Source organism: Flavobacterium beibuense (assembly GCF_004151245.1).
Taxonomy (GTDB): domain Bacteria; phylum Bacteroidota; class Bacteroidia; order Flavobacteriales; family Flavobacteriaceae; genus Flavobacterium; species Flavobacterium beibuense_A.
Genome location: NZ_JUIW01000007.1, coordinates 1 through 22,700, shown reverse-complemented (window position 1 = coordinate 22,700; position 22,700 = coordinate 1). Strand labels below are relative to the sequence as shown.

At 39.1% G+C, this 22,700-nt stretch carries 22 protein-coding genes; 12 read left to right on the top strand and 10 right to left on the bottom strand.

The features are described from left to right. Positions 1-17: 17 nt before the first annotated feature. Complete coding sequence (prfA, locus tag NU09_RS10460) at positions 18-1,091, bottom strand: peptide chain release factor 1 (RefSeq protein ID WP_129751245.1); 1,074 nt, start codon at positions 1,089-1,091, stop codon at positions 18-20. A 330-nt stretch (positions 1,092-1,421) separates the two neighbouring features. Here prfA and NU09_RS10455 point away from each other — a divergent pair, with 330 nt between their 5' ends. Further along, a complete protein-coding gene (locus tag NU09_RS10455; RefSeq protein ID WP_129751244.1) occupies positions 1,422-1,895 on the top strand; it encodes a hypothetical protein in 474 nt (157 codons plus the stop codon). Between the two features lie 88 nt (positions 1,896-1,983). On the opposite strand, the gene NU09_RS10450 is transcribed toward NU09_RS10455, so the two are convergent. Beyond that, positions 1,984-2,358: a Fur family transcriptional regulator gene (locus NU09_RS10450; RefSeq protein WP_129751243.1), complete on the bottom strand. Its 375-nt coding sequence runs from the start codon at positions 2,356-2,358 to the stop codon at positions 1,984-1,986. Positions 2,359-2,471: 113 nt separating this feature from the next. On the opposite strand from NU09_RS10450, the gene NU09_RS10445 reads away from it, so the two are divergent. The 5 genes from NU09_RS10445 to NU09_RS10425 all read left to right on the top strand — a co-directional run bounded on the left by NU09_RS10445 (position 2,472) and on the right by NU09_RS10425 (position 6,030). Further along, positions 2,472-3,374: an NAD(P)/FAD-dependent oxidoreductase gene (locus NU09_RS10445; RefSeq protein WP_129751242.1), complete on the top strand. Its 903-nt coding sequence runs from the start codon at positions 2,472-2,474 to the stop codon at positions 3,372-3,374. 27 nt (positions 3,375-3,401) lie between these two features. Then, positions 3,402-4,220 carry a helix-turn-helix transcriptional regulator gene (locus tag NU09_RS10440; RefSeq protein WP_129751241.1) on the top strand — a complete coding sequence of 273 codons (819 nt, stop codon included), beginning with the start codon at positions 3,402-3,404 and terminating at the stop codon, positions 4,218-4,220. 68 nt (positions 4,221-4,288) lie between these two features. Then, complete coding sequence (locus tag NU09_RS10435) at positions 4,289-4,810, top strand: DUF6265 family protein (RefSeq protein ID WP_129751240.1); 522 nt, start codon at positions 4,289-4,291, stop codon at positions 4,808-4,810. A gap of 197 nt (positions 4,811-5,007) precedes the next feature. After that, on the top strand, positions 5,008-5,574 hold the full coding sequence (locus NU09_RS10430; protein WP_129751239.1) for a pentapeptide repeat-containing protein: 567 nt from the start codon (positions 5,008-5,010) through the stop codon (positions 5,572-5,574). A gap of 90 nt (positions 5,575-5,664) precedes the next feature. Further along, complete coding sequence (locus NU09_RS10425) at positions 5,665-6,030, top strand: hypothetical protein (RefSeq protein ID WP_129751238.1); 366 nt, start codon at positions 5,665-5,667, stop codon at positions 6,028-6,030. 39 nt (positions 6,031-6,069) lie between these two features. On the opposite strand, the gene NU09_RS10420 is transcribed toward NU09_RS10425, so the two are convergent. The 4 genes from NU09_RS10420 to NU09_RS10405 all read right to left on the bottom strand — a co-directional run bounded on the left by NU09_RS10420 (position 6,070) and on the right by NU09_RS10405 (position 11,171). Continuing rightward, on the bottom strand, positions 6,070-8,313 hold the full coding sequence (locus NU09_RS10420; protein ID WP_129751237.1) for a hypothetical protein: 2,244 nt from the start codon (positions 8,311-8,313) through the stop codon (positions 6,070-6,072). Further along, positions 8,273-9,298, bottom strand: a complete 1,026-nt coding sequence (locus tag NU09_RS10415) for a hypothetical protein (protein ID WP_129751236.1) — start codon at positions 9,296-9,298, stop codon at positions 8,273-8,275. The genes NU09_RS10420 and NU09_RS10415 overlap by 41 nt, the downstream gene beginning before the upstream one ends. A gap of 125 nt (positions 9,299-9,423) precedes the next feature. Next, positions 9,424-10,890 (bottom strand): aminoacyl-histidine dipeptidase, encoded by a 1,467-nt coding sequence (locus NU09_RS10410; RefSeq protein ID WP_129751235.1) that lies wholly within the window; start codon positions 10,888-10,890, stop codon positions 9,424-9,426. 5 nt (positions 10,891-10,895) lie between these two features. Then, positions 10,896-11,171 carry a (2Fe-2S) ferredoxin domain-containing protein gene (locus NU09_RS10405; RefSeq protein ID WP_129751234.1) on the bottom strand — a complete coding sequence of 92 codons (276 nt, stop codon included), beginning with the start codon at positions 11,169-11,171 and terminating at the stop codon, positions 10,896-10,898. Between the two features lie 71 nt (positions 11,172-11,242). Between NU09_RS10405 and NU09_RS10400 the strand changes: the two genes are divergently transcribed. The 5 genes from NU09_RS10400 (at position 11,243) to NU09_RS10380 (ending at position 16,555) form a co-directional block, all read left to right on the top strand. Continuing rightward, positions 11,243-12,304 (top strand): DUF3810 domain-containing protein, encoded by a 1,062-nt coding sequence (locus tag NU09_RS10400; RefSeq protein ID WP_129751233.1) that lies wholly within the window; start codon positions 11,243-11,245, stop codon positions 12,302-12,304. A 40-nt stretch (positions 12,305-12,344) separates the two neighbouring features. Continuing rightward, positions 12,345-12,839, top strand: a complete 495-nt coding sequence (locus tag NU09_RS10395) for an RNA polymerase sigma factor (RefSeq protein ID WP_129751232.1) — start codon at positions 12,345-12,347, stop codon at positions 12,837-12,839. Positions 12,840-12,851: 12 nt separating this feature from the next. Beyond that, positions 12,852-13,493, top strand: coding sequence for a hypothetical protein (locus tag NU09_RS10390; RefSeq protein ID WP_129751231.1), 642 nt, complete (start codon positions 12,852-12,854; stop codon positions 13,491-13,493). A gap of 9 nt (positions 13,494-13,502) precedes the next feature. Then, the gene (locus NU09_RS10385; RefSeq protein WP_129751230.1) at positions 13,503-14,357 is read left to right on the top strand and encodes a TraB/GumN family protein; all 855 of its coding nucleotides are present in this window, start codon (positions 13,503-13,505) and stop codon (positions 14,355-14,357) included. 89 nt (positions 14,358-14,446) lie between these two features. Continuing rightward, a complete protein-coding gene (locus NU09_RS10380; protein WP_129751229.1) occupies positions 14,447-16,555 on the top strand; it encodes a TonB-dependent receptor domain-containing protein in 2,109 nt (702 codons plus the stop codon). Between the two features lie 173 nt (positions 16,556-16,728). Here NU09_RS10380 and NU09_RS10375 read toward each other — a convergent pair whose 3' ends face one another. After that, positions 16,729-17,532, bottom strand: coding sequence for a lysophospholipid acyltransferase family protein (locus tag NU09_RS10375; RefSeq protein WP_129751228.1), 804 nt, complete (start codon positions 17,530-17,532; stop codon positions 16,729-16,731). A gap of 44 nt (positions 17,533-17,576) precedes the next feature. Then, positions 17,577-18,215, bottom strand: a complete 639-nt coding sequence (locus NU09_RS10370; RefSeq protein ID WP_129751227.1) for an NUDIX hydrolase — start codon at positions 18,213-18,215, stop codon at positions 17,577-17,579. A 63-nt stretch (positions 18,216-18,278) separates the two neighbouring features. Here NU09_RS10370 and NU09_RS10365 point away from each other — a divergent pair, with 63 nt between their 5' ends. Continuing rightward, complete coding sequence (locus tag NU09_RS10365; protein ID WP_129751226.1) at positions 18,279-18,722, top strand: DUF4268 domain-containing protein; 444 nt, start codon at positions 18,279-18,281, stop codon at positions 18,720-18,722. On the opposite strand, the gene NU09_RS10360 is transcribed toward NU09_RS10365, so the two are convergent. Both NU09_RS10360 and NU09_RS10355 read right to left on the bottom strand, forming a co-directional pair. Then, the gene (locus NU09_RS10360) at positions 18,719-19,084 is read right to left on the bottom strand and encodes a hypothetical protein (protein ID WP_129751225.1); all 366 of its coding nucleotides are present in this window, start codon (positions 19,082-19,084) and stop codon (positions 18,719-18,721) included. The two genes, NU09_RS10365 and NU09_RS10360, sit on opposite strands and share 4 nt — an antisense overlap. 61 nt (positions 19,085-19,145) lie before the next feature. After that, entirely contained in the window at positions 19,146-22,394 is a 3,249-nt protein-coding gene (locus tag NU09_RS10355; protein WP_129751224.1) for a T9SS type B sorting domain-containing protein, read from the bottom strand. Positions 22,395-22,700 lie beyond the last annotated feature (306 nt).

Sequence of the window (22,700 nt, the reverse complement as noted above, 5' to 3'; positions counted from 1 at the left end):
GGCGGGATTATTATTTTTTAGTAAACTTCACTTTCTTTAAGTTTCTCTGTATTATTTACAAGCTGTATTTCATCAATAAGCTTTTGTATGTTTCCGTTCATTACACCGTCAAGGTCATAAAGCGTAAGGCCAATTCTGTGATCGGTTACACGCCCCTGCGGGTAGTTGTAGGTACGAATCTTAGCCGAACGGTCACCACTGCTTACCTGCGAATTACGCTTAGCAGCATCGGCTTCCTGTTTCTTGGCAAGTTCCATTTCATATAAACGAGAACGAAGTACCTGTAAAGCCTTGTCCTTGTTTTTATGCTGCGATTTCTCGTCCTGACACTGTGCCACAAGTCCGGTTGGGATGTGCGTCATACGTACAGCCGATTTGGTTGTATTTACTGACTGACCACCAGGTCCTGACGAACAGAAAAGGTCAATACGAACATCGTTCATATCAATTTGTACATCAAACTCCTCAGCCTCCGGTAATACCATTACAGTCGCTGCAGATGTATGTATACGTCCCTGAGTTTCTGTTTGCGGTACACGCTGTACACGGTGTACACCCGCTTCAAACTTAAGTGTACCATATACATCGTCTCCGGTAACTTCAAAGATAACCTCTTTAAATCCACCCGATGTACCTTCGCTAATATCTACAACGCTGGTTCTCCAGCCTTGGTTTTCGCAGTATTTTGTATACATCCTGAAAAGGTCTCCGGCAAAAATACTCGCCTCGTCGCCACCTGTACCGGCACGAATCTCCACCATTACGTTTTTAGCGTCTTCAGGATCTTTAGGTATAAGCATGAATTTTATTTCATCTTCAAGCTGTGGCAGGCGCTCTTTAGCTTCGTCAAGTTCCATTTTAGCCATCTCCACCATCTCTGCATCGCTGCCGTCGGCTATAATTTCCTGAGCTTCCTTAATGCTTCCTGTTACTTTAATGTACTCTTCGCGTTTTTCCACAAGCCCTTTCAGGTCTTTGTACTCTTTATTTAGCTGTACATAACGCTTTTGGTCGGATATCACATCCGGCTGAATGATAAGGTCTGAAATCTCATCAAAGCGCTGTTTTATTATCTGTAACCTGTCTAACATGTTTTTTTCTCCTTATTTTCGAGGTGCAAAAGTACGAAATTTTCCTGTATTATTTTCTATTAATGCTATTTTGGTTTAAACTATGGCTTATTACTCTTTCCTAAAGCAAAAACATCGTTTTAAAAGTCCGTAGGCATCATGTTTACGGGCTTTTTTTGTTTATAGTATTTTACGCAAACCGTTACAAAGTGTTTGTTAACTATTGAATTACCAAGTTTTTTCTTACAATTAAACCCTTAGAAATCAATTAATTAACATTTGTTACATCTTCATTTCTTTATTTAACGTATATCTTTGCACCCCCTCCTTACACGAATACACATTAAATTTATGCAAAGCTTAAAAAAAGGATTTTTAACCATTGCTCCGCTATTTTTACTATTATTGGTTACTGCCTGTAGCGGGGATGAAGACAACACAATGGCAGGTACCGATAAATCATCGCAACAACCAGCATCTATTTTTGGCGTATGGAAAGCAACAGGAACCATGTATGACGGAGTTTATACACCTATTGCCGACGAATGCCAAAGAGAAATTTTCTTAATCCAGCAGGACGGAACCGGAGCCTTCAGGAAAAATTGTCCTGACGGCACACACATTCAGGCACTAACCTGGACACAGGTAGAAGGTGACGTTTATGCTATTGACACCGAATCGACTTACTGGCCTGTAAACTACAAACTGACTTTTCCTGCAGGGAATGACAAGATGTATTTTACTTATGCCAACCCACAGCCTCATGAGTTTTCTAAAATCTATGAAAAGATTGAAGATGTCGAGGCGCAATCATCAACACTATAATTCAAATTCAAATTATTTTTTAAACTTTGTAAGGAACGGGGGTACCAAACCAATAAAAAAAAAAAGGAGACAGTTTTGTCTCCTTTTTTTATGAACAGTTTTTACACTCACCGGTTACCCAGCTGTTTATGCTTTTCATTACATAGCCATCGGGCAGTTTTATCGTTACCTGCTCGTCCAGGCATTCTACCTTTTCGCACTTGGTACACCTAAAATGAAAATGATCATGGTTGTGTACCTCATCATTACAGCTGTCGCAAAGGGCGAAATAATATTTACCGTTATCGGCAAGTATCTTGTGTGTTATACCGTCTTCACAAAAGCTGTTAAGCACACGGTATATGGTTACCCTGTCCATATCCCCTTTTACCTTCTCCTCTATCATATCCTGACTAAGGGCCGACTCTGCCGATTTAAGCAGTGTCATTATAGTACTTTTTGCCGGTGTATTACGTCTTTTCATTACTAATGCAATTTTGTTGCGATAAATTAATGCAATCGCATTGCAATAATACAAAATTTATATACATTTGCCAAACAATCACGGTTCAATCATCAATCAAAAAATCAAATTCCATGCAAACAGATTACGAAGTTATCATCATTGGCGGAAGCTACTCTGGGCTTTCGGCAGCAATGGCGTTAGGGCGTTCACAACGAAAAGTTTTGGTTATAGACAGTGGTAAGCCCTGCAACAGGCACACGCCACACTCCCACAACTTTATTACTAACGACGGTAAAACACCTGCCGATATAGCACAAAGGACTAAGACCGAAGTATTAGCCTACCCTACCGTAAGCTTTTTAAATGATACCGTTACCGATGCTCAAAAACTTAACCATACTTTTAGCATACAAACCCAAAGAGGCAAAACAGTAACCGCGCTTAAATTACTTTTTGCTACCGGAGTAACCGACGAGCTGCCTGCAATAGATAACTTTGAAGACTGCTGGGGAATATCTGTAGTGCATTGCCCCTACTGCCACGGCTATGAGGCAAGAAACAAAAAAACAGGTATAGTGGGTAACGGTGAAGCCGCCCATCACTATGCTGCCTTACTGCTGCAACTTACTAACGACATTACAATTTACACCAACGGCCCCGCCGAGTTTAACGACGAGCAACTAAAGCAGTTTGCACGACATAATATTACCATTATAGAAGACAGGATAATAAAGGTAAAGCACACCAAAGGACAGGCAGAAGCGCTTATCTCTGCCAACGGAAAGGCTTTTCCTCTTGGAGTGGTGTATTACAGGCCAACCCCTAAACAGCACTGTACCCTGCCCGAAAAACTGGGCTGCGAGATGGACGAAATGGGTTACTTAAAGGTAGACTTCCTGCAAAAGACTACTGTAGAAGGTATTTATGCTGCCGGAGATAACACAACCCCTATGCGAAGCGTGGCAACCGCAGTGGCAACGGGCAACAAAGCCGGAGCGGCGATAAACGGCATACTAGCTACAGAGGCTTTTTAGTATCGTTTTTTTGGTTAATTTGGACACATGGAATATAAGACCTACAAACCCAACCCCCAACTGGCAAAACAGGTAAAACTATACTGGAGTATAGAAGATATGGTAGATGGCTTTCAACATGAGAGGGAGCGTATTTTTCCCGATGGCTGCATCGAGCTTATCTTTAACTACAGCGACCGTTGGCGTAAATATGATACGGAAACCGAATTCCATATTCAGGAGCCCTGCTTTATACACGGGCAACTAAAAACCTTTTTTGAGTTACAGGCACTGGGTAAAATAGGCGTTTTTAGTGCCAGAATGCATCCCGCCGGATTACAGCCTTTTATAGATTTTGATGTAGACACCTTTACAGGCAATACACTTACCATAGCTCAGGTTTGGGGTAAAGACGGTGAGGCGCTGGAAAAACGTATGCTTGCCTGTTCCACAAACGAAGAACGGGTTGCCGTTTTAGAGGAGTTTCTTTTAGGCAAAAGGAAAGAATACAAGATAGACAACGCTCCGGTAGAACACTGTGTAGACGCCATGATAAAAAGTGTGGGCAACATAGCTGTAGACGAATTGGCCGATGAACTTAAAATAAGTAAGCGCCAGCTGGAACGCAGGTTTACAGCGGCTGTGGGTATTACACCTAAACTGTTTGCCCGTATAACCCGTTTTCAAAACATGCTTCAGCTTATAGAGAATAAGGAGTTTAAAAGTTTTACCACCATTGCTTATGAAGGAGGCTTTTATGATCAGGCACATTTTATTAAAGACTTTAAAGATTTTACAGGGCTTAACCCTAAGCAGTACTTCTCTGAAAACCTCGAAATGGTAAAACATTTCAGTTTTGATGACTGATGACGCTTTTTTACAATTTTTGTTTTAAGGCAAACCTCATCTTTGCCTTATAAAACAAAACTATAATCATGAAAAGAAAGATTACCCTATTATTTGCAATAGCACTGGGCTGCATTGCTTTTTCCTGCAAGAAAGAAACAACACAAAATGCCGAAGCTATTCCTGTTACACAAGCCAAGACTTACAACGAGCTTGAAAAAGCCAGCTGGCTTTTAGGCGAATGGGGAAGCGTAAGCGAAGAAGGCGAACTTACCGAACGATGGAAAAAGGAAAACGATTCGGTTTACAAAGGGGAATCCTACTTTGTAATTAACAGCAAAGACACTGTTTTTGCCGAAAAGGCAGATCTTGTGGAAGCCAACGGAAAGCTTACTTACATTGTTACCGTACCCGGACAAAATAACGAACAGCCTGTAGGTTTTGAAATGACGGCTGCAACCGATGCACAGATTGTTTTTGAAAATCCGGCACACGACTATCCCAACAAAATTGTTTACAACAAAATATCGGCAGACTCACTTATGGCAGAGATATTTGGCACTAAAAACGGTAAACCGGCAACAGAACAATTTCCTCTTCAAAGAAGATAATTTCTGTCATTTCGACCGCAGCGAAGCGAAGTGGAGAAATCTCAATTACTAAATGTTTAAGATTTCTCCACAAGGTCGAAATGGAAACCCTTTATGATATTAAGATGCTCTGTCATTTCGAGCGGAACGCAGTGCAGTCGAGAAATCTCAATCTCAACTCAGGATACTTTCTTATTTTAGCACTTCAATAAAAAATTATGGAGTTTACAGAAGGTATCGATTTTAAAGGTAAAGATTACACCACCTCAGCATTTGCCAGAGGCGAATATGAAAACTGCACGTTTACGGGTTGTAATTTCTCGGGAACAGATTTAACCGGTGTGATGTTTACCGAATGTGACTTTACCGACTGTAACTTTAGCAATGCAAAATGCAAGGGCACAGGGTTTAAAGAAGTGTTTTTTAAAGACTGTAAACTAACGGGGCTTAACTTTAGCATTGCCGATCCGTTTTTGCTTGCCATGAACTTTACCGACTGCTACCTAAACCTTACTTCGTTCTATCAGCTTAAGCTTAAAAAGTCGCACTTTATAAACTGCAACCTGCAGGAAGCCGACCTTACAGAAACCGATTTTACCGAGGCTTCGTTTACCAACTGCGACTTTAAACATGCCATATTTGAAAATACCATATTGGAGAAAGCCGATTTGCGTTCCTCAATAAACTACTCCATAGACCCGGAACAGAACCGCATTAAAAAAGCTAAATTCTCACTACCTGACGTAACAGGCTTATTAGATAAGTTTAATATTGTGATATCATGAAACATATACTATTCCCTTTAATAATTTCAGTTTGTTTAATCTCTTGTAACAATAATGAATTAGAGAAACTTAACCATAAAAGTATCATCTTTGGAAAAACAGAATGATTCACTTATCGATATTATTTCTAAAAGCGAACTTGAGAAAGCTGAAAACACTCAGTTATACCTTATCCCTCAAACATTCGAACTAAAATCAAATAAAGTAAATACCATAGAGGGTATACTATCTGAAATACAGAAATACCCGGAGTTTGAGCTTCATTATTATAATGAATCAAACATATATGATGACAGCAACAAAATTGAGTATAAAAAGACGGGAGATAATAAATTTGAATTTGACTATATTCCTAAAGAAACCTCAGCTAATCAAGAAATAAGAGTGGTTGTAGTATATAAGATCAATAATTCAAAAATAAATCTTTTTGGCTACACTAATGCTCCTGTTAAATAATCTAACATAAAAATCCCCGCTATTGCGGGGATTTTTGTTTTATCTTCTTGCTTTAAAATAATCTGCAAATCGTGTACAGTTAGAGGTTAGTTCCTCATACATTTCCTTGCTTGTTGCAAATTCCAATAACTCTTTATCATCTTCATTCTTATTACAGGCAGCTATCATCCTTAAGCAAAGTGCTTTAAACTTATCTGTTTTAGCATTTTCAAAGGCTTTGTAATAATATTTTTTAGCCAAAATGCAATCGTAATATTCCTCATCATCTTCAAGGCCTTTTATTTCAGAGTAACTCTTATAATAACGTCGCATCATCCATGAGTTACCGTAATTGGTCATATTATAATAACAGTTGGCCACAAGGAAATAATAATAATCCCTGTCCTTTTCATTTTTATCCTCTGCTTTCGCCAGATAATTAATAAGCTGCTTTGTTACCGTATACTTGTTCAGCTTAATTGTATCACGCATCGGGATAAACTCCGGAGTATATTTAAGCGTATAGAAAGGATTTTGATCAAACTGATTCCCATTACTAAAAAACGATTTTCTTTCCCAAAAGCCATAGTTGTCTTCCCAGTGCCTGTTCCCTGCCTTTTCATATACTGCGGCAGCTTCTTCAAGCTTATTTAACCTTATGTATTTTGTTCCCAACAGGTCATATAGAACACTTAGCTTAGTCGTTATCCAGGAGTATTTCCACTCGGAAAACGAATCGTTAGCCTTATTGTTCTTTATGTTTTCTATAAGTTGCTCTATTTGCTGCGGTGTATAATTAAAATCAAGATAAGTAAACCAGTCGTTATAGTAGTCGTAATCATTACCTGTATTTTTTCCGTCCTTCCAGAAAACATCAGACCATCGGTTACCTTCTCCATAAAATTTACTTACAAGATTACAATACATTAAAGCCGCATCGGTAGTGTTACCTTTATACTCCAACTCCCTGCCAATGGCAAAAACAAACCTTTGGTCATCCTTAAACTTTAGCAGCAGCGGTTTTACTTTTTTAGGAATTACAGCCTTACCTTTTTCCTGAGAAGCCGTTACTGCTATAGCATATATCTTTTCAATCTGATTTTTAGCCTCAATAGTATCTATTTTCTTTTTATTCAGCTTTTTTACAGTCTTTAAACACTCCTTATACTGTTGCGTAAGCAGCTCTAAATTAGCCTTTACCTGTAGCCAGTACACATCGTCGGTCTTCATAGAATTTACAAACAATAGCACCTCACGGGCATACTGCCTGTCTTGTTCCACCCTTTTCATTATAACTTCTTCAGTACTGTCAGGATAATTTTCTGTCGTTACTCCCGGAGTAAAAAGTGTATAGTAAGGCGTATGTATCCAGTCTTCCAATTTGTTTACCTCCCTTAGCATAATAAAGCCAAGCCCCTCGTTATTGGAATCAAGTTTATATGCTTTCTCCATATAATCTAAAGTCCTGTCAAGTTTTCTAATAGCAGCTAAAACATAAATATTCGCTTTTTCCTTATCGTTTTGGGCAAAGCGTAAAACCTCATCCAGGGGCTGATTCTTTTCAAACGAGCTGTAAACTGCAAAACGCTTGTCGGGCGCATTGGCAAATACCTGTGCTGCATAGTAGCCCGCTTGTGCATTGTCCTGAACAGTTAATGTATAAAAATACATTGCCCAGTAATACACCACATCTTTGTTTGCCGATTGTAAGAATAGCTCCTTATATAAGCTCCTTATAGTGTCATAATTACCATTGTAATACGCCAGGCGTATGGCTAAAAAAGCATAACGCTGTTTAAATTCCTTTTTACCGGATGCCTCACTATACTCAATAGCCTTTGCTATAAGTTGTTGTCTTTGTTTTACCAAACTTTCTTCATCCTTTTCCCACGGATCACTATAAACCCCGTTAGCGGGCTCACACTGTTTGGCAAACCTTAAATAGTTGAGCGCATCGGTATCATTGGCATTAATAAGATGCTGAACCATACCGTTAAGTGAAGCCTTGTCCAAATCATTTGCAGGAAGAGCATAAACACACTCTTTTACAGCCGGCATAGGTACTTTACCATTACAGTAGTTATACCAAAAAATATCGTTAGGCAAATCATGTGTGCCGTTATCTGCCTCAATGTCGTTAAAATACTGTGAGGTATAGAAAAATGGTGAATAATATTCGTAATCCTGACTTTCAGGCTTAAAAAAGCACATGCGTACATCATCGCCATAAGGGTAATACCCACAGGGATACCCTATAATAGAGCTACTTAGTAAAACCAGTATAAAAAGCTGAAATCTCTTCATTTGTGTAAGGGCTTAGTTGTGTTTCGTCAAGATGGAAAAAGCTTACCGTAATGTTTTTATCAAAAGGCACTTTCTTAGTTATAACGGCAATCGCTTTATTAATATAGTCGGCGCTCATTTCTTCAATTTTTACTTTATCGCCTTTCCTTAAGTAAAAATCGTTTACCTCTATATCTTCGGTAACTTCATACCACAGGTCTTTTTGTGGTTTAAGGGATTTTTTAAGCTCCTTAATATCGGTATACAATACCTGTACAAACTGATTGTTTTGGTATACATGCGCCCACGAATATAAAGGCAAAGCCACATCAAGGTGAAGCGGGTAATTAAAATCTCCCAGGTAAGAAGACAGTTCATCAATATCTAATATTGAGTTCTTGTCGTGGTTTTTCATTGGGTTAATAAGGTTATAGCACATAAGCATGGCACTGTCTACAGGAGGTACTCCCATCTTATCGGCATACTTATAGGGATAGAGCCTTAGCGTACAACTTATTTTTTTACCCGAAAGCTCTTTTAACTTTTTAAGGAAATAAAAATAATTGTCTTTAGTAGACGGTGTCCAGTCGCAATCCATTTGGTACTCTGTAACCGCATCGGGCACCAACTTATCATTGACATACTTATCTATCAGGTAGTTTACATTATTTGCCAGGGTGTCAAGGCCGCCTTTATCTATCTTAGAAAAAACATCGTTATGCAAATAAACCGTAGGAACAAAAGTAAAGGAATCCTTTATGTCATAAAAAGACAATGATGTTTTTGAAATAGGAATATTACCCATAACATCGTTCTTTTCCACTTCAAAAAACTTGACATAAACTTTAGTGACCTGAGCTGAGTCAAGTACGTTTGTTTCAATCTCACTAATATGCCATTCATTACTTTTCCAATAGTAAAAGGCACGCTCTACCGTTTCCGGTTTGTTTTGTTTACAGGAAAACAAGATGCAGGCAAACAATGCTGCAAACAATATCTTTTTCATTAAATAAGGTGGTTTATTGAATAACGCTAAAAGCGATTTAAAGGTATATATTTTACAATAGTTTTTAATAAAAAAAATCCCCGCTGTTGCGGGGATTTTAATTTACTGTAAATAAACAGCTTATATTAGTTTTTCATCGGGATATTTTCTAATATCTCAAGTACGAATTTCCAGTATTTTTGAGCCGATTTGATACTTGCTCTTTCATCCGGAGAGTGCGCCCCTTTAATGGTAGGGCCAAACGATATCATATCCATATCAGGGTAGTTAGTACCTAATATACCACACTCAAGCCCGGCGTGGCATGCCACAACGTGAGGTTTCTCGTTATTTTGCTTTTCGTATATCTCTTTTAATACTTCAAGTATAGGCGAGCTAACGTTAGGTGTCCATCCCGGGTAAGAACCAGAGAAGGTGACCTCACAGCCTATCAGTTCGAATGCCGAACGAAGCGCATTGGCAAGGTCAAACTTAGACGTTTCTACAGACGAGCGCGTTAAGCACCCTATGTGTATCTTACCGTCTTTTACAATTACCCTTGCAATGTTGTTTGACGTTTCCACAAGGTTTTCCATATCGGCACTCATGCGGTATACCCCGTTGTGTGCAGTATAAAGTGCACGCACAAGGCCTTCCTGAACACCAAGTTCCATAACCTTAGCAGGTGTATCGCCTAATTTCTCTATCTTTATTTCAAGGTTAGGTTCGGTAGTTTTGAATTCTGTTTTAATATCGTTGATAACCTCCTGCATATCAAACACAAAAGCCTCATCAAAAATTTCAGAAATAACAACCTTAGCAAAGCTCTCACGCGGAATAGCATTACGAAGGCTTCCTCCGTTAATCTCAACAATCTGAAGACCGAAGTTCTCAAAGCTGTCAAATAACAGGCGGTTCATAATCTTATTGGCATTCCCTAAACCTTTGTCTATATCCATACCGCTGTGTCCGCCGTTAAGGCCTTTTATGGTAATGGTATACCCTACAGAGTTCTCCGGAGTTTCTTCTTCGTTATACGCCCTTTCGGCAGTTACATCAACGCCACCTGCACATCCTATATCAATTTCATCATCCTCTTCGGTATCCAGGTTAAGCAGTATCTCACCGTTTAGTAGTCCGCCTTTAAGGCCCATTGCACCTGTCATTCCTGTTTCTTCATCAATAGTGAAAAGGGCTTCTATAGCAGGGTGTTTAATATCTGTGCTTTCTAAAACAGCCATAATGGTAGCAACACCTAAACCGTTATCTGCCCCCAGGGTTGTACCTTTAGCACGTACCCAGTCGCCATCCACATACATCTCGATACCCTGAGTATCAAAATCAAAAACCGTATCGGCATTTTTTTGATGCACCATATCAAGATGCGACTGCATAACAATGGTTTTGCGGTTTTCCATGCCCGGTGTGGCAGGCTTTTTTATAATAACGTTACCTACTTCGTCTTCTATGGTTTCCAGCCCCAGTTTAGCACCAAAGTCTTTCATAAAGGCAATTACCCTTTCTTCTTTTTTAGAAGGCCTTGGTACGGCATTCAGGTCGGCAAATTTGTTCCAGAGCGCTTTAGGCTCAAGGTTTCTTACTTCCTGGCTCATTAAATTTATTGTTTACTATTATTTACTAAATATTCTTTTACTATTTGCGGTACGGCCTTTTCGCTTACTTCGGCAAGCCATACGTTTTGCGGCTGCAGGCTTATTACGGGAGCGTTCTTACAATTATCGGTACAATCCATACGAATAATCTCCACGTCCTTTTTAAGCCCTGCCTCTTTAAGTTCCTCCTTAAAGCATTTGCGCAACGACTTGTTGTAGCGGCCGCATTTTTTTCCGTCACACATAAAAATAACCTTCTCGGGAGCATCAATCTTTTTCATCGGGTTAACACAGTAACAGTTTATCAGTACAAAAATACTACTTATATTTACAACTCATAGACATTAACCTGATGAAGAAAAAGATTATACTGAGTATTTTGCTGTTTGTACAGATATTGATTGTAAACGTATTATCTTTTTTCCCCGAATTTGTTGAGAACTATTACAGCAACGGCCTCTACCCTTTTATCGCAAAATGCTCCCGTACTTTTTTCGGATTATTCGGCTTCTCAGTAGGCGACATCATTTATGGCATTGTTATTTTCTTTATTCTTCGCTGGCTCTGGAAAACCCGAAAAACATGGCGTAGGGAGTACAAAAGCAATATTTTAAGCATACTTAGCTTTTTCTCGGTATTCTACTTTTTGTTCTATTCACTTTGGGCGGTAAACTACCATAGGGTTCCGCTGAACGAAAAAATGGGCTTCGAAAAAAAATATACTCAGGACGAGCTGCTGGCCTTTACCAAGCGCCTTATTGTAAAAGCCAATAACATGCATAACCTTATTGAACCTAACGACAGTTTAAAGGTGGTAAACCCGTATACAGTAAGCCAGATTTATGATAAGGCTCAAAACGGATACGACAACCTTTCAAAGGTATATCCGTTTTTTACGTATAAGACCGAAAGCGTTAAGTCGTCGCTTATAAGTACGCCACTGTCTTACATGGGCTTTGGCGGATACCTTAACCCGTTTACCAATGAGGCTCAGGTAAACTACAACCTTCCGTTGTACAACTACCCTACCACCACCTGCCACGAGATGTCGCACCAGTTGGGTTATGCCAGCGAAAGCGAGGCCAACTTTATTGGGTATATGGCATCTATACATAACGACGATTTATACTTTAAATATTCGGGCTACGTGTTTGCCTTAAAATACTGTTTAAGGAATATAGAAAAGATAGATGAGGAACAGGCAAAGAGCCTGCTGCCGCTTATTAATAACGGTATACTTCGCAACTTTGAGGAAAGCGAACAGTTTAACGATTATTACTCCTCTTTTATAGAAGTTATTTTTAAAGGTTTTTATGATAATTACCTGAAAATGAACCACCAGAAAGATGGACTTGAAACCTATAGCAAATTTGTGGGATACTTAGTGAATTATTATAAAGAAAAAGATTTATAACAAGGTGTAACATTTTTACATTTCCATATACCAATACATCATGGGATCGGAATTAGAAAGGTCATTTGTTGAACAGCTTCAGGAAAATCAAAACCTGATACACAAAATATGCAGGCTCTACACGGATAGTGAAGATGCCCACAAAGACCTTTTTCAGGAAATTACCATACAGCTATGGAAAGCGTTTCCGCAATTTAGGGGCGACTCTAAATTTACTACCTGGGCATACAGGGTGGCACTTAATACGGCCATTACCCTTTACCGAAAAAAATCAAGAACGGTTAATACCGTAGAGTTTAACAACACCATACATAAAGTAAATCAGGAGGAATATGATTATGAAGAAGAAGAACACCTCAAACTCCTCTACCAGGCGGTGCATCAGCTTAACGATATAGAAAAGGCACTGGTGTTTATGTACCTTGAGGATAAGGACTATGGCGAGATTGCCGACACCCTTGGTATTAGCGAAGTGAACGCAAGGGTAAAAATGAACAGAATAAAAGGGAAACTGAAAAAAATATTAAATCCGTAACAAGGATATAAGATGGACGTATTAGATAAATTAAAAAATGACTGGCAGAAGAACGGAGACCGCTACCCAAGGATCTCTGAGCACGAAATTTATGGCATGCTCCATAAAAAGTCGTCTTCTATAGTAAAATGGATATTGTTTATAAGCATTATTGAATTTGCGGTTTTCCTAACACTTTCATTAATGCTAAGCGATACTCAAAACGCAAAAACAATGGTAAACTACATGGGTGAGGTTCTAAACATAACCTTCACTGTTATAGACATGGGTATAAATGTAGTTTTCATGTACCTGTTTTATATTAACTACAAAAAAATTAAAAATACAGATAAGGTTAAAAACCTAATGGCTAACATTTTAAAGTCCAGAAAAATTGTTTCCCGTTATATAATGGTAAAACTTATTGCTACTTTTATCCTGGCATTAATTTCCATTCAATATGTACATACTTATGACCCTAAGTGGATTGAATTATTCCAGGAAGCAGAACAGGAAGGAAAAGGTTTTGTAATTAACCTGCTTTATTATGGTGTAGGTATAATAGCTATTTTGCTGTTTGTAGCACTATTTTGGTTATTCTATAAGCTTATATATGGCTTACTGCTTAAACGCCTTAACAGAAACTATCAGGAACTTAAAAAAATAGAAATATAAAGAGATACCATGAAAAAACTTCTTATCGCCGCTATATCACTTTTTACCATTGGCTTAAATGCACAACAGCTTGAAAAATCTCTGTTATGGAAAATTTCCGGTAACGGTATTAAGGAGCCTTCATACATCTTTGGCACCATACACGTTACCTGCGATGCCACACTGGACGAGCACGTAATAAAAGCCCTAAACGATACCAGGCAGCTATACTTAGAGCTCGATATGGACGACCCTGCCATGAAAGCAGGAATGATGGGCGGTATGATGATGAAAGACGGCGTAACCCTCGATTCCCTTGCTACAACAGAAGACCTTGCGGTTTTAGATGCTTTTATTACCAAAGAACTGGGTATACCGCTTAAAATGATGAATCGTTTTAAGCCTTCTATGATAAGCATGTCGCTTATGCCTAAGTACATGGACTGCCCTATGCAGTCTTTTGAAGAGGAACTGATGAAGGTTACCCACGAGCAGAAAGAAGAGGTTTACGGGCTGGAAACTTTAGAGGAGCAGTTGGCAGTATTTGACGATATTTCCTATGAGGAACAAATGAACGAACTGCTTAAAACGGCAAAAGACGGTATTGAAAAAGACAAGGCAGAATTTGATAAAATGCAGGAGGTTTACCGTACTAAAGACCTTAACGCGATTATGAAATTCATGGCCGACAGCGAAAATAAAATGTATGGCGATAATGCAGATGTACTGCTTAATAACCGTAACAAAAACTGGATTCCTAAAATAGATGAAACAGCCAAACAATCCCCTACCTTTTTTGGTGTAGGCGCTGCCCACCTGGGCGGTAAGGAAGGCGTAATTATGCTCCTTAGAAAAAAAGGTTATAAGGTAGAAGCGGTTAAGTAATTATCTGCTAAACATATCCTTTTGGCAATTAGTACAATAAATCCTATATTTATTGCCAATCATCAATCAATCAACCTAAAACACGCCTTATGAAGTTCTTCTACACGCTACTGTTAACAGTACTATCAATCAGTATGTTTGCACAGGATAAAACCGCAAACGACAGCATTAAGCAAATGGACTCTGAACTTAATGAAGTGGTTATTGATAAAAAGAAAAAAGCAGTAGAGAGAACAGCAGACCGTGTTATTTTTGATTTTTCCGAACAGGATTATCTTAATTCGGGATCACTTATGGAAGGGCTTAGAAAACTTCCGGGGCTTATCATTTCAGAAGTTGGCGGTGCGATATATCAGGGTAAAGCCCTTCAGGTTTATATGGATGGGCGTCCTTTAAACATTTACTCAAACGAGTTAATGACCTATTTAGAGTCAATGCCCGCTAATACCGTAGAAAAGGTAGAGATAATTACGAATCCCGGTGCAGAGTTCCCCGCTACTTCCGGCGGAGCCATCATAAACATAGTAACCGCAAAAAATGCTAAAAAAGACCTGAGTGCCACCTACTCTAACGGATACAGTTATACCAATTATGATAAGGCAAGACACAGGTTTAACAACAGTGTTACATTAAGTGCCGCAAACAAGCTTTTTAGCTGGCAGCTACAGGGTGGGCAATCTTACGGTGAAAGCTACAACAGAGGCAATTTTTATAGCCCTGATGTTGTTATTACCAATAACTATTCTGACAGGTATAACAGGTACTACTACCTGAGAACAGGTGTAAAGTTTGACTTTAAGTACGACAGGTTGCTTGTTAACTACAACATTTCCACAAGCAATAACAGCTCTTATGTTGAAGCATCCGGTCTTGGGTTTACCGCAAGCGACAAAAGCCATACTAAGAACTTTTATAACGATGTGGCGCTTACTTACCAAAAACGCTTTGAAAATCCTTTAAAAAAACTGGACTTCCTTTTCAATTACAATAACAACGACGGTAATTTCGATCAGCAGTCAAGAATCACTCAAAATGATGTTTTAAGCAACGACAGCAATCAGGATTTCTATCAGTTTAAGACTGATTATTCACAGGACATAAGTCTTTTAGACAAGGGAAAAATAAGTACAGGGGTCTTAGCCGATTTATTGGACTTTCAGGCAATGAGCTTTGGTACTACAAATCTGGATTACAGGCGTAGCACGTATGCTGCCTATGCAGAAGCTCAAACTACCTACAAAAAGCTTGAGTTTATCGCAGGAGGTCGCCTGGAGTCGTATAACATAGAAGGAAATACCGATACCGATAACCTTATACCGTTTAACCAAACCCGTTTCTTTTACAACGGTACAGTGCAATACACATTAATACCGCAAATATATGCCAAGGCAAACTATAACAAAAAGATAAGCCTGCCCGATACATCTGCACTAAATCCAAACAACACGAACTACCAGAACCCCAATATAGAGTTTTACGGAAATCCTAACCTGGAGCCTACCATATACAACAATTACGAAATAGAATTAAATGCTTTTGAGTACTTTTTTATAAACTACTCCATTACCGAAGCCAATAACGAAATTACAACACGTGTTATAACCACCGATGAAAGCACAGCCGCGAGAGTTTCGGAAAATGTAGATAAGGTAACCACCCGCAATTTTAATTTTGGTATACCGGTGCCATATATGCTTTTTACAAAAGGCCTTACCGAAACCCTGAAAATGAATTTTAATCCCGATGAGATAAACTTCCTGTATATTTATGCCGGATCGCGAAAAAACATCATTCCGGGTTTAGATACAAAAGCCGTTTGGAACTTTAACCTTATGTCTCAGCTTATCTTACCAAAAAAGGTAAAGTTCACCGCAAACTTTAACACTACCAGCTCTGGTGGTAATTATTTGTATTATACGGTAAAGCAACCTATTTATCAGCGACTGGACCTAACCTTTTCAAGAAAGTTCCTTTCAGATAACCTTTCCGTTTCGGTTTATGTAAACGATGTGTTTAATACCAACACACAAAATTATGGCCTGGTAGGCACAAACCTTTCTTCGGACAACAAGTATGACTCGAGGCGAGTAGGTTTTTCATTAAACTATAAAATACCGGGCAAAAACAAACAGGATAAGCAGGAGGATATATTAAACAACAATACTCCGCAACAAAAGGAAAACACCATAGGGAATTAAAACCCTCATTTATATAATTGAGATTTCTCCACTACGCTGCGCTGCGGTCGAAATGGAAAACCTTTATAAAATTAAGAGAGTCTGTCATTTTGAGCCAAACGAAGTGGAGTCGAAAAATCTCAACAATTAATAGAGTAAACAAAAAAAAGAGGCTAAATAGCCTCTTTTGTATTTTAATAATCCCACTGTCGCTTTTTATTCAGTTCTTCCTGTGCTTCCAGCTCTTCGGCAGGAATAACCTTCAGGAAAGAAGGGTGTTGCTCAATGGCATATTCTATTTTCTCTACAATCTCATCTATGGTATCGTTATCATAATCAATCTCTAAAGGCTCTTTAATAATAAAGGACTGCAATATCCCTTTCTTCTTCATCCTTAGCCCTTTTTTGTCAAACGAACGCCTAAAACCATCTATCACTATAGGAACAACAATCGGTTTGTGTTGTTTGATAATGTGTGCTGTACCTTTACGGATAGGTTTAAACGGCTTTGTGGTTCCCTGCGGGAAGGTAATAACCCATCCGTCTTCCAGTGCTATTCTTATATTTTCTGTGTCGTTTGGATTCACTTCTCTCTGTACATCCTGCCCTTTTGCCCTCCAGGTACGCTCTACCGTAATAGCGCCGGCATAGGCGAGTATCCTTGGTAACAGTCCGGACTTCATAGTCTCCTTTGCCGCCACATAATAAATGTTAAGCTTAGGGTGCCACAGGTAGCCCACATTCTTAATGCTGTCTACCCTGCCCTTTAAACTGGCGTTAAACACATGAAACATTGCCACTACATCGGCAAAATAGGTTTGGTGATTAGAAATAAAAAGAACGTTTTGTCCCGGCAGAGTTTTTATAATTTCAGAACCTTCTATCTGAAGCTCATTAAAACCGCGGTAACGCCTGTGGGTAAGTACGCCAAAAGTGCGTATAAGCCATCTCTTTAAAAATAATATATGTCCAAACGGATTTCTTTTAAATAAACCCATACTTCTTTACTATATCAAACAGCAAAATTACGAAATCGTACGCATTATAGTGCGTTTTTTATTGTTTCTTTAAGTTCGCTCATTATCATTGCGGTAGCTCCCCAAACTATATAGTCCTCAAACTTAAAGGCCGGAACCGCTATTTTTTGTGCATAAGAGGTTTTCATCTCGGTATTGATTACTATCGAATCGTCCAGAAATACATCTAACGGAAGCTCTATAAGCGCCGTTACTTCATCCGGATTGGGTACAAACACAGGGGTTTGTGCCGCCAGCCCCATAAAAGGCTTAACCAAAAAGTTACTGGGCGGTATATAGATCTGGCTAAAGGGCATAACCACATCAATTTCTGCAGGTGTTACCCCTATTTCCTCATAAGTTTCACGAAGGGCCGTATGCTTCAGGTCCACATCCTCAGGATCTACCTGTCCTCCCGGAAAGGATATTTGTGCCGAATGCACTCCCGGATATTCGTTACGCCTTATCAAAATAAGGTGTGTTTGCTCCTGTTTAGGGTAAAACAGCATCATTACGGCACTTTGCTTGGGGTTGCTATCTTTATAAAAATCAGGGTTTAGCGATTGTATTCTTTCACTGGGAGCCATTTTTGCATGCGCATTAAGGGCTGGTAACTCCTGATTTAGTATTTTTGGTACATAATTTAAAAAGTCAGTAAACTTCATTAGGTAATAATCTATTTACCTATAAAGGTACTCCAAAAAGAGGACATTTAAAACCCTATAAGCATGTTTAGCAAAGCCGAAGCACAACAGATGAAAAAGGAATTTTGGACAGCATTTGCCAATGCCTATCCGCGAAAATGGCTGTTGTATGATACCAAGATCAAGGATGTATCCTTTAAGTTTTATGTGGATAACAAAAAGGCACGCGTAATGCTGGACATTGAACCTAAAGAGGATGAAAAGCGTAAAATTTATTTTGAAAAGATAGAATCGCTAAAAAACATACTGCTTGAAGAATACCTTCCGGATGCCATACTGGACAGGGAGCATTACCTGGAAACAGGAAAGGCCATTAGCCGTATTTGGGTTGAAAAAACAGGGATAAGCCTGCATAACAGGAACACGTGGGATGAGATATTCGACTTCTTTAATGAGAAAATGGGGGCTTTTGAATTGTTTTTCTACGAATACGAAGACTATATAAGGGATTTGGAAATTAATACCTAAAGCGACTCCAGTAACTCTGCTTTGGTACTGTAAAGCTCTTCTTCCCTAAATGTCTTGCTGTGTAGGGGTCTGCATGGGTTTTTGTCTACCACACACCAAATATCAGTAGCTTTCCTACTCTTTTTAATGACGATATTGGTTATTGTAGCTTTTCTTACGCCATTCATGTACATAAAAAAAACTTCTTCGCCTACATCATGCCTGTAGCTAATGTGGTGTTCATGCTGGGGTTTGGGATCAGGTTGATTTTTAAAGAACGGTCTCATTTTAAGGTGTTGTATTGGTTTGGTTATGAGGTGGGGAACCGCGATAAAAGTAACCATTTTTTCCTTTAGGTGAAAATAACCTTTAGGGTATAACATTATAAGTTATTACGTAATTTCTTATAACATTATACCCAAATTCATTTTTATAAAAATACCATTATCTTATTAGGGAAAAGTGTCCCCTGTGTTGCCTTCCGTCCTGTCTGGTTACTACAAACCAGTAATCTGTAGATGGCAGCGGATGCCCGTTATAAGTGCCGTCCCATCCTTCATATTGCGGGCCAAAACTTATAAGCAGTTTGCCGTATCGGTCATAAATATCCACCTTTAAATTAGGCTCCTCTAACGAATATTCAATCCTCCATCTGTCATGGTGGCTGTCTCCGTTTGGCGTAAAGTAATTAGGGTAATGCAGCAGGGCTACTTCGTCAGAGTCGGCGCCACATCCGTTTTTATCCCTTACATATACCACATAAATACCTGTTTCAAGGTTATAAAATGTATTATCATCCTGATAGTTGATTCCGTCTATGGAATATTCATAATCCCCTGCCCCTATCGCTGCAACGGTTATGGTATTATTGTCGTTTGTCCAGTCGCTTATAGAGACTTCAATACTTTGCGGTGCTTCTGATGGTACCACTTCTACCGACGACGAACCCTCACAATACCTGTCGCCATAAGCACGCTGTACGGTAACGGTATAAGTTCCCGGCTGGGTAGCGGTAATAGTACGAGTAGTTTCTCCTGTAGACCAGCTGTAGGCAGCAAAACCGCCCTGTGCCGTAATTTGTGTTGCATTACCGTTACAAAGAACCCCTGTGGTATTGATTTCCGGTTCCGGAATTTCCCCAACAAAAAGTCTGAAGGAAGTAACATCAAAACAAAGGTCTATCTGGTTGTGCTCTACCCTTGCATAAATGTTTTGTCCGTTAATGATATTGTTATATAACGACGGCAGCGGATTAGTTCCTGCCTGTGCATCCTGAGGCGTTGCATAATAGGTAATGGTATATAACGATGCCGACTGGTCGCCTAAAAGAGTTGCATTCTGTTCGGTCAGGTCAAACTCATTGGTATTTCCTGTACCTTCCGGCACACACGCAATCATATCGCTCACTTCATTAGCCGTAGCGATAGAAGGTAGCGACTGTACGTTAAAAGAACGTACAACTCTATTACCACAGTTATCTTCTATTCTAAAGGTATATTCAGCCTCCTCTAAATCGGTAAAAATAGGATTAGTACCATTGTCTACCACAAAAGGGCTTCCGTTCATGTGTGTAATCCTTATAGAGGTAGGATATCCTAAAATATCAAGATAAACATCATTCGGATTACCGGCACAAGCCATAGTATATGCACCTGCTACCGAAAGTGTTTCCGTATAATTAAATTCTCCAAAATCTTCTACACAAATAACAGTTTCTGAACCGTTCCCGAAGCTTTCATGCTTTTTAATGATCCTGAAATCTCCCGAATAGTTAAGGTTATTCATCGCCTGATTATTCGTAAGCTGTATAGAGTTAGAGCTATCCGGCACAGTACCTTCTACATAGGCTACTCCCGTTGCTGGGTGCCCCCAGGTTTGTGTAGCGGTATCAAAATGCTGAAGCCAGTACTGAGCAGCATTAAGTCCGTTACTGCCATCCGTAACCATAATACTAAAGTTACCACATTGCGGAGTGAATATAAAAGTATCTGTAGGAGGATGGTAACCCTCTATAAGTATTGAAAATGTCTTGGTAAGGTTACAGTGGTCGGTTCCTTCAAAAGTATACTGACCCTCCGGAAGATCAGACATAAACAAATCTCCGGCATTAGTATCTATAAACGAGGTAACATCATACGGTAAAGATTCCGGAAATGATGCCGGTGCCGAAGTTATCTGCATAGACAACAATGGCCCGTTACCGCTGGAAACCATAACACTCCCTACTCCCTCTTCACAAGACGGCGAAGTGTTTCCGTCAAAATCCTGTTCTACAAACTCGGGTACTTCCACTTCTTCAGTATATTCGTAGCCACACTCGTCTGTAAACTCTATAGTATAAAACCCGATAGGTAAATTATTAAGAGCTAAAATACCCGCTTGTGTAATGTTTGCTGTTACATCCTGAGGAAGCGTTTCTGTATACGTATCAGGTGCAGAAACAATAGTTGCAGAAACAATTTCTATTTCGGGAATGCTTATCCTTATTCGTCCAAACAGAGAAAAACAACCGTTATTGCGTCCTGTTACTGCCGGTACATAAGGTTCAAATTCCACATTTACAATATCCTGAACTGTACGCCCGCATTCGTCTTCAATTATCACTTCATATGTTCCGTAGGGTATAGGATTTTCTTCATCACCATAAGCAATACTCCCTTCTGTAAATGGCCCGTTTGGATTAGGCATAAAATCAGCAGGGTTAAAGTCATCCGGTGCATTAAGGAAAGTCACGGTGTACGATCCCATAAACCTTGCGGCATTAAGCACCAAATAACGTGTACCGCATATACCGCGCTGACTAAGAAGTGTTAAGTCTATTTCAGAATCTATAAAATTAGCCGTAGATGTTACCGAATCGCCACAACCGTTAGAAATAGTAATATCATAGCTAACACCATCTATAAGAGGCATCTCTTCTGAAACTTCCAAGCTGTTAGGTGCTCCTGACTCGTATACCTGAGTAGTAACCACATCATCTTCACCGGGTATATGAATAGTATATTGAATGGTTACCGGATAAGAAATTGTGGCCGTTTCAAGGCTTACCGTATTACTTACCGTTATAGAATCACACGAATTAATAACAACATCAGGATAAAAAGATGCCGAAATATCGGGATCTAAATCCAAAACCTCAAGCACATAGGTTTTTACTTTACCAATACCACAGACGTCAAAAGCCCTTATATTATAGGTTCCGGCAGGTAAACCGGTAAATTCATGCTCGGTTTGTAGCGGACGTGTTTCTGGTCCTGATATTATTTCGCACTGAAAAATCTCTCCTTCTGTCGCTGTCACTACAATTGTGGCTCCTGATGAGCAGGCTTCATCGGCTGAAGAAACCGAAATGGCAAAATCCTGAATAAGGTCTTCTATAACAACATCCTGCTGCTGTGTGTTAGATTCGTCCTCTAATGTTTGTGTGGCAATCACCCTGTAAGTACCTGATGTCAAACTCCCTAAAGTATTTTCAGTAATTACTGCAATGGGAGTATCAGTGTCCGGCAACAGATATATGGTGTATAATACCGTTGCATCGGGAGTTAGGTTTGAAACTTCAAAAGTAAGGCTGCCGTTACCAAAACATGTTTCGTCGGTATGGGAAACATCCAAGGTAAAATCAGACAATTGTGCATTAACTGAAGCTGTTGAAAGTAACAGTAAAAGTAATAAAAGCTTAAATAATTTCATTTCCTGACAGAGTGTAATCAAATAATTTTGATGCAGTTATATACGTATTTTATAACGTTTTAAGTTTAGATTAAGTGCACAATTATATAATTATTTATTAAATATTTAACACCTAAATCGTTATAAAGTGTTAATTCATCGATAAATTACCTTCTATATAATCATTTTTTAAATAACAGTTAAAATATGATTTTTACTACCATGCAGTAATAAAACAGTTATAAATACAAAAACCCTATTTCTATGATAGGGTTTTGCTTATAGTAAGTAAATATTAGTCAATTATACAAAACAAAAAACCCTATC